This is a genomic window from Rhodanobacter sp. PCA2, from assembly GCF_013620825.1.
Taxonomy (GTDB): domain Bacteria; phylum Pseudomonadota; class Gammaproteobacteria; order Xanthomonadales; family Rhodanobacteraceae; genus Rhodanobacter_A.
The window spans coordinates 1-13,525 of the sequence record NZ_NJIC01000010.1; the positions used below are offsets into that span (position 1 = coordinate 1).

Genomic DNA, 13,525 nt, shown 5'->3' on the forward strand with positions numbered 1-13,525 from the left:
GGCATCCTGCCTTCCGGGTGCGCGGGCGGGTTACGGGGTTTTTCGACAGCACATCCTGTGCTGGCGAAAAACTGGCCGGCATCCCTGCCGGCCATCCTGCGGACTTTCCTCCACCCGCCCGCCGCGCCATAGGGGCCCCGGTAAAGCAGCGCGCTCCCGGCGCGCAGAAGCAACAGCAGAGCCAGAGCCAAGGATGGCCTGATCAATCGACTGCCTGCTCGTCATCCCTGCGAAAGCAGGAGGCGCTTCACAACAGCGAAGCTGGTCATCCAGCGCCCTTGTGTTCCGTGGCTTAGAGGCACTGGATCCCAGCCTTCGCTGGGATGACGAGCAAAAGCAGACCTTCCCCAAAGCAAAGCACCGCGAGTTCGCGGCACTTTGCTGTTGCCGTTGCTCTTGCTTTTGCCGTTGCTTCTGGCGCGCACGATGCGCGCCTGCTCTTACGGGGTCCCTTGGGCGGCGGTGAGGTGGGGACGATCAGGCCGCGCAGCGGGCGAGGCCACGACGGCCTCGCCTTTTCGCGCGGGCAGGATGCCCGCTCGAAAAGCCCGGCCCCGCCTCACGGACTTGCCGGGCATGGATGCCCGGCAAGCGCCAACCGGGGTGCTCTTTCTCTTTGGCTACTTTCTCTTTGGGCACGCAAAGAGAAAGTAGCTCGGGCGCCCAACGGGCGCACGAAACCGCTTTGGTTTGCCGCGACGAAGCGCAAGCATCCCCTACACAGCGTCAGCAACCAAACCATCCTCATTTGCTAGCATTCCAAGAATGCCCCCCACCCCCCTAGATATCCTCCGCACCGTTTTCGGTTATCCCGGTTTTCGCAACCAGCAGCAGGCCATCGTCGAGCACGTAGCCGAAGGCGGCGATGCGCTGGTGCTGATGCCCACCGGCGGCGGCAAGTCGCTGTGCTACCAGATTCCCGCGCTGCTGCGGCAGGGCACCGGCATCGTGGTGTCGCCGCTGATCGCACTGATGCAGGACCAAGTGGATGCATTGCGTGCTGCTGGCGTTGCGGCGGCCTATCTCAACTCCAGTCTCGATGCGCAGGCGCAGCGCGAGGTGGAGCGGCAAGTGCTGGCGGGCGAGCTGAACCTGCTCTACGTGGCGCCGGAGCGCCTGCTTACCGGGCGTTTCCTCGGCCTGCTGGAGCAGATCGAGGTGGCGCTGTTCGCGATCGACGAGGCGCACTGCGTGTCGCAGTGGGGCCACGATTTCCGCCCCGAGTATCGCGAGCTCACGGTGCTGCACGAGCGCTTTCCGCACGTGCCGCGCATCGCGCTCACCGCCACCGCCGATCCGCGCACGCGCGAGGAGATCGTGGAGCGGCTGGCGCTGTCGGACGCGCGCCAGTTCGTTTCCAGCTTCGACCGGCCCAACATCGGCTACCGCGTGATGCTGAAGCACAACCCGCGCACGCAGCTGATGCAGTTCCTCGACGGGCATCGCGGCGAGGCGGGCATCATCTACGCGCTCAGCCGCAAGAAGGTGGACGACACCGCCGCATGGCTGGCCGAGGCGGGCATCGAGGCGCTGCCGTACCACGCCGGTCTCGATGCGGCCACGCGCGCGAAGAACCAGCAGCGCTTCCTGCGCGAAGACGGCGTCGTGATGGTGGCCACCGTCGCCTTCGGCATGGGCATCGACAAGCCCGACGTGCGCTTCGTGGCGCACCTCGACCTGCCGCGCAGCATGGAAGGCTATTACCAGGAAACCGGTCGCGCCGGTCGCGACGGCCTGCCGGCCGAGGCGTGGATGATCTACGGCCTCGCCGACGTGGTGACGATGAGCCAGATGATCGCGCAGTCCGAATCCGCGGACGAGCGCAAGCGCATCGAGCGGCAGAAGCTGGAGTCGCTGCTCGCCTACGCCGAGGCCACGCGCTGCCGGCGCGAGCTGCTGCTGGGCGCGTTCGGCGAGGACTACCACGGCCCTTGCGGCGGCTGCGACAACTGCATCGAGCCGCCGAAGACCTGGGACGCCACGGTGCCCGCGCAGAAGGCGCTGTCGGCGGTGTACCGCAGCGGCCAGCGCTTCGGTGCCGGCCACGTGATCGACATCCTGCGCGGCGTGGACAACGAGCGCATGAGCCAGTTCGGCCACGACCGGCTCAGCACCTTCGGCATCGGCGCCGACATCGACGAGAAGGGCTGGCGCTCGGTGTTCCGCCAGTTGCTCGCCGCCGGCCTGCTCGCCACCGACGCGGAAGGCTACGGCACGCTGCGGCTCACCGCGTCCAGCCGCGACGTGCTGCTGGGCAAGCAGGAGGTACGACTGCGCGAGGACGCGAAGCCCGTGCGATCCGCGCGCCGCCGCCGCGACAGCCAGATGGTCACCGGCGCCAATCTCGGCATCGAGGCGTACGAGCAGCCATTGTGGGACGCGCTGCGCGCGCTGCGCACCCAACTCGCGCGCCAGCAGGGCGTGCCGCCCTACGTGGTGTTCCACGACGCCACCCTGCTGGCGATGCTGCGCGCGATGCCCGCCGACGAGGGCGAGCTGGCCCGGGTCAGCGGCGTGGGCGAAGCCAAGCTGCAGCGCTACGGACGCGATTTCCTCGCGGTGATCAACGCCGCCGAGTGAATGCGCTGGACCCCGCAGCCGGGTATCGCGCATCCGCCAGGTCCATCCAGCCAGACCCGCCATCGTGCTGGCGTTCGTATTTGCCGCGCTGGCGCACCGACTCAAACCAGGTGGTGTCGGGCGGGAACGAGTGGCGCGCGGCATGCCGGACCACCTCGTCGCGGACGGCATCGCGACGGCAACGGCCGCAACCACAGCCTGACCGCGACGGCTCAGCCGGTCAGCAGCCAGTCGCCATCGTTGGCGCCGGCCTGCGCCAGGCGCGCCGGTGGCCCGGCCAGGTAGCGCCAGTGCTCCAGCGCCAACGGCAGGCGTGCGCGCGGGCAGCTCATCTGCAGATAGGCCAGCGCTGCGGCCGTGTCCGCATGCCGCGCCAGCTCGCAGTCGCCCAGCAGACTGCGCCAGCGCCCCCCGTGTTGCACGATGCGGAACAAGCCGAATTTCGAAGGTGCCACATACTGCGCCGGCATGACCGCGAGCCTCGCGAGGTTGGACGGACATTCTGCCCCGGCATGCGTGGACTGCAGGTGATCCTGCAGTGGCAGAGCGGTGACAGCAGGCCGGCAACTGGCGGATGGATCGATCCGGGTGCTGCCAAGACCTGAGCTGCCCGGTGTAGAACCAGTCGTGGCGGTTTGGCGCTTCGGGTGAATCGGCTTCCCGCCGATTTCCGTGCCGGGCTTCGACTGCGCCGCAGCTTGAAAACCGCTGTGGGCGCACCTGCCGGAGGGCAGGTGCGGAGTCTGGGCGTGAAACCCGCGTGGTCGTTTTGCTGGATCGGTGCGTTCGCCGCGGGCATCGACCGGGCGCAGGAAGGCGTTGCCGGGAAACGGGCAATGGGCCTTACCCCGCACCCGGCACCCCGTTCCGCCGCCGCGGGATGCGCAGCGGATTGGCGTCCTTCAGTTCGTCGGGCAGCAGCGCGTCCGGCCAGTCCTGGAACGTGACCGGCACCAGCCAGCGACGGATCGCGGTCGCACCCACCGATGTATGCAGGGGATTCGTGGTGGCCGGCCAGGGGCCGCCGTGCTGCATGCCCCAGGCGACGGCGACGCCCGTTGGCCACGCGTTGTAGACGACCCGGCCGGCGATGCCGCGCAGCACGTCGGCGGCTTGCATCGCTTCCGCGGCGTCGGCCGGCGCCGCGTGCACGCTCGCGGTCAGCGAGCCCGGGAGGCGGCCCAGCAAGGCGATCGCGTCCTGCGGGTCGCGGTAGGCGACCACCAGCGCGGCCGGCCCGAAGCATTCCTCGGCGAACCGCTCGATGTCGCCGGCGAAGGTTTGCAGATCGACCCGGAACAGGTGCGGCGTGGCGCCGAACGCGGCGTCGGATTCGGCGCCGGTGGCTACGGCTTCCGCCGCGGCGGCCAGCGCTTGCGTGCCGGCCAGGTACTGGTCGCGCATGCGCCTGGTCAGCATGGCGCCGCCGCTGGCCTGGCGCACCGCTGCGGCGAGTTCGTCGACCAGCGTGGCGGGAGCGAACACCAGGCCGGGATTGGTACAGAACTGGCCGGCGCCCAGGGTGAGCGAGGCGGCGAAACCCCGGGCGATTTCCTTCGCGCGTTCGTCCGCCGCGTGCGGCAGGATCAGCACCGGGTTGACGCTGCCGAGTTCGCCGTAGAACGGGATGGGATCGGGCCGGGCGTTCGCCAGGTCGAACAGGGCGCGGCCGCCGTGCGTCGAGCCGGTGAAGCCGGCCGCCTTGATCGCAGGATGGCGCACGAGCTGCGCGCCGGCGGCCACGCCGTAGACGATGTCGAAGGTGCCGGCGGGCGCGCCGGCTGCGGCCAGGGCCCGGGCGACGATGGCCGCCGTGGCGCGCGAGGTCTGCGGGTGCGCCTCGTGCGCCTTGACGACGACGCTGCTGCCGCCCGCGAGCGCCGATGCGGTGTCGCCGCCGGCGACGGAGAACGCGAACGGGAAATTGCTGGCCGCGAACACCGCCACCGGTCCGATCGGCTGCAGCATGCGGCGCAGCTCGGGGCGGGGCGGCACGCTGGAGGCGTCGGCGGCGTCCAGCGTCGCCTCCAGATAGCTGCCTTCGCGCAGCACGTCCGCGAACAGGCGCAACTGGCTGGTGGTGCGCTTGATCTCGCCGGTGAGTCGCGGCAGGCCCAGCGCCGTTTCGCGGTCGGCGAGCGCGGCTAGCTCGGACGATTCGGCGTCGATCGCCGCGGCGATGCCTTCCAGCGCGGCGGCGCGTACCGCCGCCGGGGTTCGCGCCCAGCGCCCGAGGGCGGCCGCGGCACGCGCAGCGATGGCGTCGACTTCGGCGACGGTGGTTTCCGCGACCGGTGCGCCCGTGGCGGCGCCGGTGCGCGGGTCGAATCCCTGGATGCTCACGATTGCCTCTCCGGTTCCTTTTCTGCGGTGTTCCAGTCCGGCCCGCACCACGCGCCGCCCACGCGTTGCAGCGAGGGATCGGCGGGGTCGAGGTTGCGCTGCGGAGCGGCCAACCCGGCGGCGTAGCGTTCGGAATCGTCCTGCGGCACGTAGCCCAGCGCGCGGGCGCCGGCCAGCGACACCCAGTGGCGCGTGTTCGCCGAGGCGCCCCAGATCACGCGGAATCCCGGCGCGGACGCCGCAATACAGGCCTCGACCAGGCGCGCGGCGTCGTCCGGCGAGAGCCAGGTGCGCAGCATGCGCGCGTCCCTGGGGCGCTCGAAGCACGAGCCGATGCGGACGGCGATGACTTCCATGCCGTAGCGGTCGGCATACAGGCTGCCCAGCGCTTCCAGCGCGACCTTGCTGACGCCGTAGTTCGTGTCGGGGCGGGGAAATGCGGCGGCATCGATTTCGCCGTCCTGCGTGCCGACGAAGCCGATCGCGTGGTTGGAACTGGCGAGGATCGCGCGCCGCACGCCGCAGCGGCGCGCCGCTTCCAGCGTCACGTACGCGCCATGGATGTTCGCCTCGAGGATTTTCGCCCACCCGTGTTCGGTGCTGAGCCCGCCCAGGTGCAGCAACACGTCGACGTCGGCGCAGGCCGCTTCCATCGCCGCCGGATCGGTGATCGACGCGCGGACGATCTCCGCTCCATCGTCCCGCGTCGGAACCTCCGCGATGTCCAGCAGGCGCAGCACCCGGCCGGGCTGCGCGAGGCGCGGGCGCAGCAGCGTGGCCATGCCGCCCGCCGCGCCGGTGATCAGGACGCGTTGCGGCCGGCTCATGGCGTGCAGGCCGGGGCGGCCGGACGCGCTGGCGGCGGGAGCGGACAGGCGTGTCGGTGCATCGGTTCTCCGTGCTTCATGGACGGCCGGTCGTCGTGGCTAGAGGCTGCCGCGCAAGGTGTCGTTGATGGTGCGGATGGCGTTGAACAAGCCGTCGACCACTTCCTTCTCGTGCTTCTTGTCCAGGCGCGCGATTGGCACCGAGCAACTGATCGCATCCACGGCGGGCGTGGCGTTCGGCAGCACCACGGCGAAGCAGCACAGGCCGGGCGTGTTCTCCTCGCGCTCGAATGCGTAGCCCAGCGCGCGGAACTCGTCGAGCTGCTTGTGCAGGGCGCGGCGGTTGCGCACGGTATTGGCGGTCAGCGCGACGAACTTGTCCGGCAGCAGCGCGTCCACCTCCTGGTTCGAGCGCGCCGCCAGCAAGGCCTTGCCCAGCGAGGTCGCATAGGCGGGCACGCGCCGGCCCACGCGCGAGATCACCCGCAGGTGGTGCTGCGATTCGCGGCTGGCGAGATAGACGACATCGCTGCCGTCCAGCCGCGCCAGGTGCACGGTCTCGTTGATCTGCGCGCGCAGCTCGCTGATCACGTGCGCCGCCGTCTGCACGACGCGGTCGTGGTCCAGGTAGGAGGTGCCGACCAGCAGCGCGCGCACGCCGATGCCGTAGGTGCCCAGCCGCGTGTCGCAGGCCAGCCAGCCGCGCGCGACCAGCGTCTGCAGCAGCATGTACAGGCTGGACTTGGGCATGTCGAGCAGTTGCTGCAGTTCCGTCAGCGTGAGCGCGTGGCCGCTGGCGGCGAGCGCTTCGAGCAGCAGCACGGTGCGGTCCGCCGATTTGACGGCGGTGGGCGCCGCAGCTTTGGTTTCCTGTTTCCTGGTCATGGTCGAGAACCCGTTGCCTCGGTTGGGTGAATGGCTTGACAGTCCACAAGACGGCTCCTACAGTCAATCGCGTTCACAGATAGGATAGTAATTCATACATATGAACTTTGTAAATCACCGCTCGACGACGAAGGGTAGCGCTGCCAGGGGTGACGCAGCGGCTGCCGGGCAGTTGCGCGGGGTGCTGTTCTTCCCGGTCACGCCGTTCGGCCTCGATGGGGAAGTGAACGTCGAGGCGCTCAGGGCGCATGTCGCGCGCGGCGCGTCCGCGGGCCCCGGTGCGGTGTTCGCGGCCTGCGGCACCGGCGAATTCAACGCACTGGAGCCGGGCGAGTTCGAGACGGTCGTGCGCGTCGCGGTGGAGGCAGTCGCCGGGCGCGTCCCGGTCTATGCGGGCTGCGGCGGAGCGCTGCCGTTGGCCAGGCGGTTTGCCGCGGCGGCGGCGCGCGCCGGCGCGGACGGGCTGCTGCTGCTGCCGCCGTATCTCGTGAGCTGCCCGCCCGAGGGCATCGCGAATTATGTCGAGCAGGTCGCGGCGGCCACCGCGCTGCCCATCATCGTGTACCAGCGCAACAACGCGGTCTTCACCCCGGAGACCGCGGTCCAGGTGGCGCGCCTGCCCAACGTGGTCGGCTTCAAGGACGGGCTCGGCAACCTGGATGCGATGCAGCGCATCGTGCTTGCGGTGCGCGGCGCGCTGGGCGGCAAGCCGTTCCAGTTCTTCAACGGCATGCCCACCGCCGAGATGTCGCAGCTGGCCTATCGCGCGATCGGCGTCCCACTGTATTCGTCGGCCGTGTTCTGCTTCGCGCCCGAGGTCGCGCTGGCGTTCCACGCGGCGGTCGAGGCTGGCGACCAGGCGCGCGTCGACGCGCTGCTGGAACGGTTTTACGCGCCGCTGGTGGCCTTGCGCAACAAGGTGCCGGGCTATGCGGTGTCGCTGGTCAAGGCGGCCACCGAGTTGGGCGGCATCGCCACGGGATCGGTGCGCGCGCCGCTGGTGCCGCCGGCCCCGAAGCATGTCGAGGAGCTGAAGCGCATCATCGCCGCGGGCCGGGCGCTGGTGGAGCAGCCCGGGAAGCACGCATGAGTTCTGCGCGCACGCCGATCCGCGAGATCGTCCTGACGCCGATCGCGTTTCGCGACCCGCCGCTGTTGAACGCGGTGGGGCTGCACGAACCCTGGGCCCTGCGGACCATCGTGGAAATCCGCATCGACGATGGCCTGATCGGACTGGGCGAGACCTATGGCGACCAGGGGCATCTGGCGCGGCTGCACCAGGCCGCACCCGCGCTGGTGGGGCTGGACGTATTCGCCCTGAACGATGCGCGCGCCTGCGTGGCCCGGGTGCTGGGCGGCGCGATCGGCGACGACCGCCACGGCCTGACCGGCCAGATCAACCTCAGCGGCACCGTCGACCGCGTGTTCGCCTCGTTCGAAGTGGCGCTGCTCGACCTGCAGGGCCAGTTGCTGAGGCGCCCGGTCAGCGACCTGCTGGGTGGCGCGGTGCGCGACCGCGTGCCGTACAGCGCCTATCTGTTCTACAAGTGGGCCGCGCATCCGGGCGAGGCGCCGGACCGGTTCGGCGAGGCGCTGGACCCCGAGGGCATCGTCGAGCAGGCCAGGTCCTTCATCGCCGCGCACGGCTTCTCCGCGATCAAGCTGAAGGGCGGCGTGTTTCCGCCGGAGCAGGAAGTCGCCGCCATGCGCGCGCTGCGCGAGGCGTTTCCGAAGCACGTGCTGCGGATCGATCCGAACGCGGCGTGGACCGTCGAGACCTCGTTGCGCGTGGCGCGCGAACTCGACGGCGTGATCGAGTACCTGGAGGACCCCACGCCCGGCATCGACGGCATGGGGCAGGTCGCGACGCGCACGCCGATACCGCTGGCGACGAACATGTGCGTGGTCGCCTACGACCACATCGCGCCGGCGGTGGAGCGCAAGGCGATCGGTGTGCTGCTGGGCGATCACCACTACTGGGGCGGCCTGACCCGCTCGCGCCAGCTCGCGCTGCTGTGCGAGACGTTCGGCATCGGCATGTCCATGCATTCCAATTCGCACCTGGGCATCAGCCTGGTGGCGATGACGCATCTGGCCGCCGCCACGCCGAACCTGGGATACGCCTGCGACACGCATTACCCGTGGAACAGCGCGGACGAGATCGTCGCCGGCGGCGCGCTGAAGTTCGTCGACGGCGCGTTGCCGGTGCCGACTTCGCCGGGCTTGGGCGTGACGCTGGACCGCGACGCGCTGGCGCGTGCGCACGAGCGCTACCAGCGTTGCGGGATACGCGTTCGCGACGACACCGGCTACCTGCAGCGCTTTCGCCCGGAGTATTCCGGCAAGCTGCCGCGCTGGTAGCGCATGGGCCGCTTCGCGCTGGCGCACCTGTACCCCTGGGACGTCATCGGCGATCCCGATGCCGCGCAGCGCATCCGCGATCTCGGCGTGGGGGCGGTGGCGCTGGCCGCGGCCTACCACAGCGTGCGTGCGGCGACGCCGCTGCATCCCCGGCATCGCGTCGTCGATGCCGGACATGCCGCGATCTACGTGCCGTTCGATCCGCAGGCGTGGGAGCGCAAGACGCTGCAGCCGGCCGTGCCGACCTGGGTCGCCGGGCCCGACCCGTTCGGCGCCGCGGCCGCGGCGCTGCGCGAAGCGGGCCTGCCGGTGTACGCATGGCTGGTGTTGACGCATGCGAGCCGGCTGGGCGGGCAGTGGCCGCGGTTCGCGGTGCGCAACGTCTGCGGCGACGTCTATCGCCATGCGCTGTGTCCCGCCCACGACGAGGTGGTCGAGTACTGCGTGACGCTCGCGCTCGAGGTGGTGCGGCAAGGGCGGCCCGACGGCGTCGTGCTGGAGGCCGCCGGTCCGATGGGCTTCGTGCACGGCGGCCATCACGAGAAGACGGACGGTGCGGACCTCGACGCGGTCCAGCAGCAGTTGCTTTCGCTGTGCTTCTGCGACGCCTGCACTTCGCGTTATGCGCGGGAAGGCATCGACGTCGCTGGCTTGCGGCAGCGCGTCGCGGCGCGACTGGACGGGGCCGGGGGCAGTGTCGAGGCGGCGCTGGGCGAGCCGCTCGCGCAAGCCGTCGCGGGCGTGCGCACCGCGCTCGCGCGCGGGCTGCGCCAGCGCGTGATCGGGGAGCTGCGCAGGATCGCACCCTCCCTGCGGATCGTGCTGCACGCCAGCGCCGATCCGTGGGCCACCGGCGCATTCGCGACCGTGGCCGGGCGCGTCGACGCGGCGGCTGATGTCCTGGTGGCGAATTGCTGGACGGGACCGGATGCCGGACTGCAGGAGATCGCCGCGCTGATGCGCTGGCGGGAATCGCGCCGCCTGGCCGCCTATGTGCTCGCCCTGCCGCCGCGCCCCTGCGACGCGCGCGCCCTGCACGCGGAACTCGATGCCTATGCGGGCGCGGGGGTCGAGGAATTCCACATCTACCACGCGGGACTGGCTTCGCGGGCGCGGCTGGACGCGATCCGCGCGGCATTGCGCGCAGGAGGCGGCTGATGCAAACGATCGTGGCGGCGGACGAGGAGCCCATGCGCGGCATGCGCCATCGCTGGTCGATCTGCGCCTTGCTGTTGATCATCACCACGATCAACTACATGGACCGCCAACTGATCGGGATCCTGAAGCCGCTGCTGCAAGGCACGCTGGGTTGGAGCGAGATCGACTACGGCAACATCGTGCTCGCGTTCCAGACCGCCTACGCGATCGGCCTCGTGCTCGCCGGACGGCTGCTCGACCGACTGGGCACGCGGCGCGGTTTCTCCCTCGCCGTCGCGGTGTGGAGCCTGGCCGCGGCGGCGCATGCGCTGACGCGCGGCGTGGCGGGTTTCGCGCTGGCCCGCTTCGGGCTTGGCCTGGGCGAGTCGGCGCATTTTCCGGCGGCGATCAAGACCGTGGCGGAGTGGTTTCCGCGCAGCGAGCGGGCGCTGGCGACCGGCGTGTTCAATGCCGGCGCCACGCTGGGCGCGCTGATTACGCCGCTGATGGTGCCGTACGCCATTGCCGCGTTCGGCTGGCGCGCCACGTTCGTGCTGACCGGCAGCCTGGGCTTCGTGTGGATTGCGCTGTGGCTGGTCTTGCACGCGCGGTTGCGCGTGCGCGACCGCGCGCTGACGGAGGCGGAGGTCGATCCCGATGCCGCGCCGAGGGCGCCGGCGTGGCGCGAGGTGTTGCCGCAGCGCGTGGCCTGGGCGTTCGCCTGCGCGAAGTTCCTCACCGATCCCATCTGGTGGCTGTACCTGTTCTGGCTGCCGGATTTTTTCTCGCGCCAGTTCCACCTGGACCTGCAGCGTCTTTCGTTGCCCACGGCGGCGGTCTATCTCGCCGCAGGCGTCGGCAGCATCTTCGGCGGCGCGCTGTCGTCGTGGCTGATCCGGCGCGGCGTGGCGGTGGGGCGCGCGCGCACGCTGGCGATGCTGTTGTGCGCGCTGGCGGTGACGCCGGTGTGGTTCGCGCCGTTCGTCACGCGGACCTGGCTCGCGGTCGCGATGATCGGGCTCGCGGCCGCCGCGCACCAGGGCTGGTCGGCCAATCTGCTGACGGTGGTGTCGGACGTGTTTCCGCAACGCATGGTCAGTTCGGTCACCGGCTTCGGCAGCATGTTCGGCGCCGTGGGCGGCATGCTGATCGCCTGGGGCGTTGCGCACCTGCTGCAGGTCAGCGGCAGCTACGTGCCGGTGTTCGCGATCGCCGGCGGGGCGTATCTCGCGGCCCTGCTTGCATTCCGCCTGCTCGCTCCGGACCTGTCGCCGCTGCGGCCCGGTGCCGGAAACCAGACCGCAAAATAACCGCGCGGCGGGTCGCGACAGGGTTTGCATAGATTCATATCCATGAACCTTATTCCCATACTTGCAATGAGTTTCTGGACGTAATACAACTGCGGCCGGGGATCCGATCGGTGGATCGGTACGGCTGGCTCAACTCGTCGGGGAAAAAAGTATGACCAAGCAGATGCAGGGTCGCGTCGGGAGGCGCGCGCTGGTTTCGGCAGCGCTCTCGCTCGCGATATTCCAGGCCATGTCGGCGCACGCCCAGGGCGTCGACGGCGGCAAGGCGGCAGCGCAGCAGGGCGACAGCAGCAAGACCAAGCCCGTCACGCTGAACGCGGTCGTGGTCACCGGTTCGAAGATCAAGGGCGTCGACCTGGCGGACGCGGTGCCCGTCACGACGATCACCCGCCAGCAGATCGACAAGCTGGGCGCGGCCACCGTCACCGACGTGGTCAACCAGCTCACGGTATCGGCGGTGGGCCTGGACCGCATGAGCGGATACACGCAGGAAGCGTATGCGAACCTGCGCGGCATCAACCGCTCCTACACGCTCGTGCTGGTCAACGGGCATCGCTGGCCCGGCGGCGCCAGCATCGACGGCAACGTCGACCTGAACACGATCCCGCTGATGGCCGTCGACCACATCGACGTGCTGCTGGACGGCGGCTCGGTGCTGTACGGTTCGGACGCGATGGTCGGCGTGATCAACATCATCCTGCGCGACCACTACGACGGCGTGGAATTCAACACGACCTACGGCCAGTACCAGAAGGGCGGCGGCCGGACCACGACGACGAACGTCATGGCGGGGCACACCGGCGACCGTTATTCGCTGCTCGGCGGCGTGTCCTACAGCAACAGCCACGATGTGCCGGTCAGCGACTATCCGTTCACGGCGACGCCCCTGTGGGGCTCCGGCACGGCCCTGTACACCGACACCACGCCGGCCGGCTCCTTCCAGGTCTGCAACATCCCGAACCACGCGGGCGTGTGCCCGGCGGCGTCGCGCACGCAGCCGGATGGCAGCCACGGCTTCTTCACCTATGCGCCGGGGCAGGGCGGCAGCAACTGGACGCCCTACAGCCGCAGCGCCGACGGCTACAACAACCGGTATGGCTACTACCTCGAGCTGCCGCTGAAGGTGAAGTCCGTGTTCGGGCAATTCACCTACGACGTGACCGACAACATCAAGTTCAAGCTCATCGGCAGCTGGACGAAGACGAGCTCGTCGAGGGTGCTCAACTACAACGCGATGAACCTGGGCGCCGGCGGCGCGGCAGGTACGGCCGGGGCAATCACGATACCGGCCGACAGCTTCTACAACCCCTTCGGCCAGCAGATCGCCGTGGCCCAGCGCATGGTGACCGAGGCGGGCCTGCAGGGCAGCAGCTATACCGACAAGACGATCAACCTGACGCCGACCCTCGACGGCAGCTTCAGCCTCGGCGGACGCGACTTCGATTGGGAAGTGGGCACCGTCTACGGCAAGACCGACGCCCTCACCACCTTCTTCAACCAGCTCAGCATCAGCCGCCTGGGCAATGCGCTCGGCCCTTCGTTCAAGGATGCCAACGGCCAGGTCGTCTGCGGCACGCCGGGCAACGTCATCGCCGGCTGCGTCCCGCTCAACCTGCTCGGGCAGAACACGATCACCCCGTCGATGCTCGACTACATCGAATACGGCCGGTTCGCGCCGAGCCCGACCGACGGCAACGTCATGCACCTGCACGACACGTTCGCGCAGATCAGTTCCGCGAACCTGCTGGAGTTGCCGGCCGGCAACCTGGGCTTTTCGCTGGGCTTCGAGCGGAACAGCCAGTCGGGCTACACCTATGGCTACGGACCTTTCCTCACCAAGGACGTGCTCAACAACAATCGCGGCATCGCGTCCGGATCGTATGCGACGAACGAGGAATACCTGGAGCTGAACATCCCGCTGCTCAGCAACCTCCCGGGCGTGCGCCAGCTCGACCTGGACGTGGCCGGGCGCGAGTCGAAGTACGATTTCGGCGCGCGGGCCTTCAACAAGCAATACACGCTCAAGTGGAAGGTGACCGACGACCTGGCCCTGCGCGCCGAAATCGTACTTCGACTCGCGCC

At 69.6% G+C, this 13,525-nt stretch carries 10 protein-coding genes; 6 read left to right on the forward strand and 4 right to left on the reverse strand.

Going from position 1 to position 13,525, the window contains the following annotated elements:
- Positions 1 to 765: 765 nt before the first annotated feature.
- Positions 766 to 2,580: a DNA helicase RecQ gene (gene recQ, locus PCA_RS03810; RefSeq protein WP_181301162.1), complete on the forward strand. Its 1,815-nt coding sequence runs from the start codon at positions 766 to 768 to the stop codon at positions 2,578 to 2,580.
- A 212-nt stretch (positions 2,581 to 2,792) separates the two neighbouring features.
- On the opposite strand, the gene PCA_RS03815 is transcribed toward recQ, so the two are convergent.
- The 4 genes from PCA_RS03815 to PCA_RS03830 form a co-directional block, all read right to left on the reverse strand.
- Positions 2,793 to 3,050, reverse strand: a complete 258-nt coding sequence (locus PCA_RS03815; RefSeq protein ID WP_181301164.1) for a hypothetical protein — start codon at positions 3,048 to 3,050, stop codon at positions 2,793 to 2,795.
- 373 nt (positions 3,051 to 3,423) lie between these two features.
- The gene (locus PCA_RS03820; protein ID WP_181301166.1) at positions 3,424 to 4,923 is read right to left on the reverse strand and encodes an aldehyde dehydrogenase (NADP(+)); all 1,500 of its coding nucleotides are present in this window, start codon (positions 4,921 to 4,923) and stop codon (positions 3,424 to 3,426) included.
- Entirely contained in the window at positions 4,920 to 5,750 is an 831-nt protein-coding gene (locus PCA_RS03825; protein ID WP_181301168.1) for an NAD(P)-dependent oxidoreductase, read from the reverse strand. Before PCA_RS03825 ends, PCA_RS03820 begins: the two co-directional genes overlap by 4 nt.
- Before the next feature lie 99 nt (positions 5,751 to 5,849).
- On the reverse strand, positions 5,850 to 6,635 hold the full coding sequence (locus PCA_RS03830) for an IclR family transcriptional regulator (RefSeq protein ID WP_181301170.1): 786 nt from the start codon (positions 6,633 to 6,635) through the stop codon (positions 5,850 to 5,852).
- A 100-nt stretch (positions 6,636 to 6,735) separates the two neighbouring features.
- On the opposite strand from PCA_RS03830, the gene PCA_RS03835 reads away from it, so the two are divergent.
- The 5 genes from PCA_RS03835 to PCA_RS03855 form a co-directional block, all read left to right on the forward strand.
- Positions 6,736 to 7,725 carry a 5-dehydro-4-deoxyglucarate dehydratase gene (locus PCA_RS03835; RefSeq protein WP_181301171.1) on the forward strand — a complete coding sequence of 330 codons (990 nt, stop codon included), beginning with the start codon at positions 6,736 to 6,738 and terminating at the stop codon, positions 7,723 to 7,725.
- Complete coding sequence (locus PCA_RS03840) at positions 7,722 to 8,996, forward strand: glucarate dehydratase family protein (protein ID WP_181301173.1); 1,275 nt, start codon at positions 7,722 to 7,724, stop codon at positions 8,994 to 8,996. Before PCA_RS03835 ends, PCA_RS03840 begins: the two co-directional genes overlap by 4 nt.
- Positions 8,997 to 8,999: 3 nt before the next feature.
- Complete coding sequence (locus tag PCA_RS03845) at positions 9,000 to 10,154, forward strand: hypothetical protein (RefSeq protein ID WP_181301175.1); 1,155 nt, start codon at positions 9,000 to 9,002, stop codon at positions 10,152 to 10,154.
- Positions 10,154 to 11,443 carry an MFS transporter gene (locus PCA_RS03850; protein WP_181301176.1) on the forward strand — a complete coding sequence of 430 codons (1,290 nt, stop codon included), beginning with the start codon at positions 10,154 to 10,156 and terminating at the stop codon, positions 11,441 to 11,443. Before PCA_RS03845 ends, PCA_RS03850 begins: the two co-directional genes overlap by 1 nt.
- Positions 11,444 to 11,594: 151 nt before the next feature.
- Positions 11,595 to 13,525, forward strand: a 1,931-nt coding sequence (locus tag PCA_RS03855; protein ID WP_219918518.1) for a TonB-dependent receptor plug domain-containing protein, incomplete at its 3' end; no start/stop codon positions are given.

Excerpts from the sequence above, each read along its gene's own strand:
- recQ (WP_181301162.1), top strand. The coding sequence starts at position 766 with ATGCCCCCCACCCCCCTAGATATCCTCCGCACCGTTTTCGGTTATCCC.
- PCA_RS03815 (WP_181301164.1), bottom strand. The coding sequence starts at position 3,050 with ATGCCGGCGCAGTATGTGGCACCTTCGAAATTCGGCTTGTTCCGCATC.
- PCA_RS03825 (WP_181301168.1), bottom strand. The coding sequence starts at position 5,750 with ATGAGCCGGCCGCAACGCGTCCTGATCACCGGCGCGGCGGGCGGCATG.
- PCA_RS03830 (WP_181301170.1), bottom strand. The coding sequence starts at position 6,635 with ATGACCAGGAAACAGGAAACCAAAGCTGCGGCGCCCACCGCCGTCAAA.
- PCA_RS03835 (WP_181301171.1), top strand. The coding sequence starts at position 6,736 with ATGAACTTTGTAAATCACCGCTCGACGACGAAGGGTAGCGCTGCCAGG.
- PCA_RS03840 (WP_181301173.1), top strand. The coding sequence starts at position 7,722 with ATGAGTTCTGCGCGCACGCCGATCCGCGAGATCGTCCTGACGCCGATC.
- PCA_RS03845 (WP_181301175.1), top strand. The coding sequence starts at position 9,000 with ATGGGCCGCTTCGCGCTGGCGCACCTGTACCCCTGGGACGTCATCGGC.
- PCA_RS03850 (WP_181301176.1), top strand. The coding sequence starts at position 10,154 with ATGCAAACGATCGTGGCGGCGGACGAGGAGCCCATGCGCGGCATGCGC.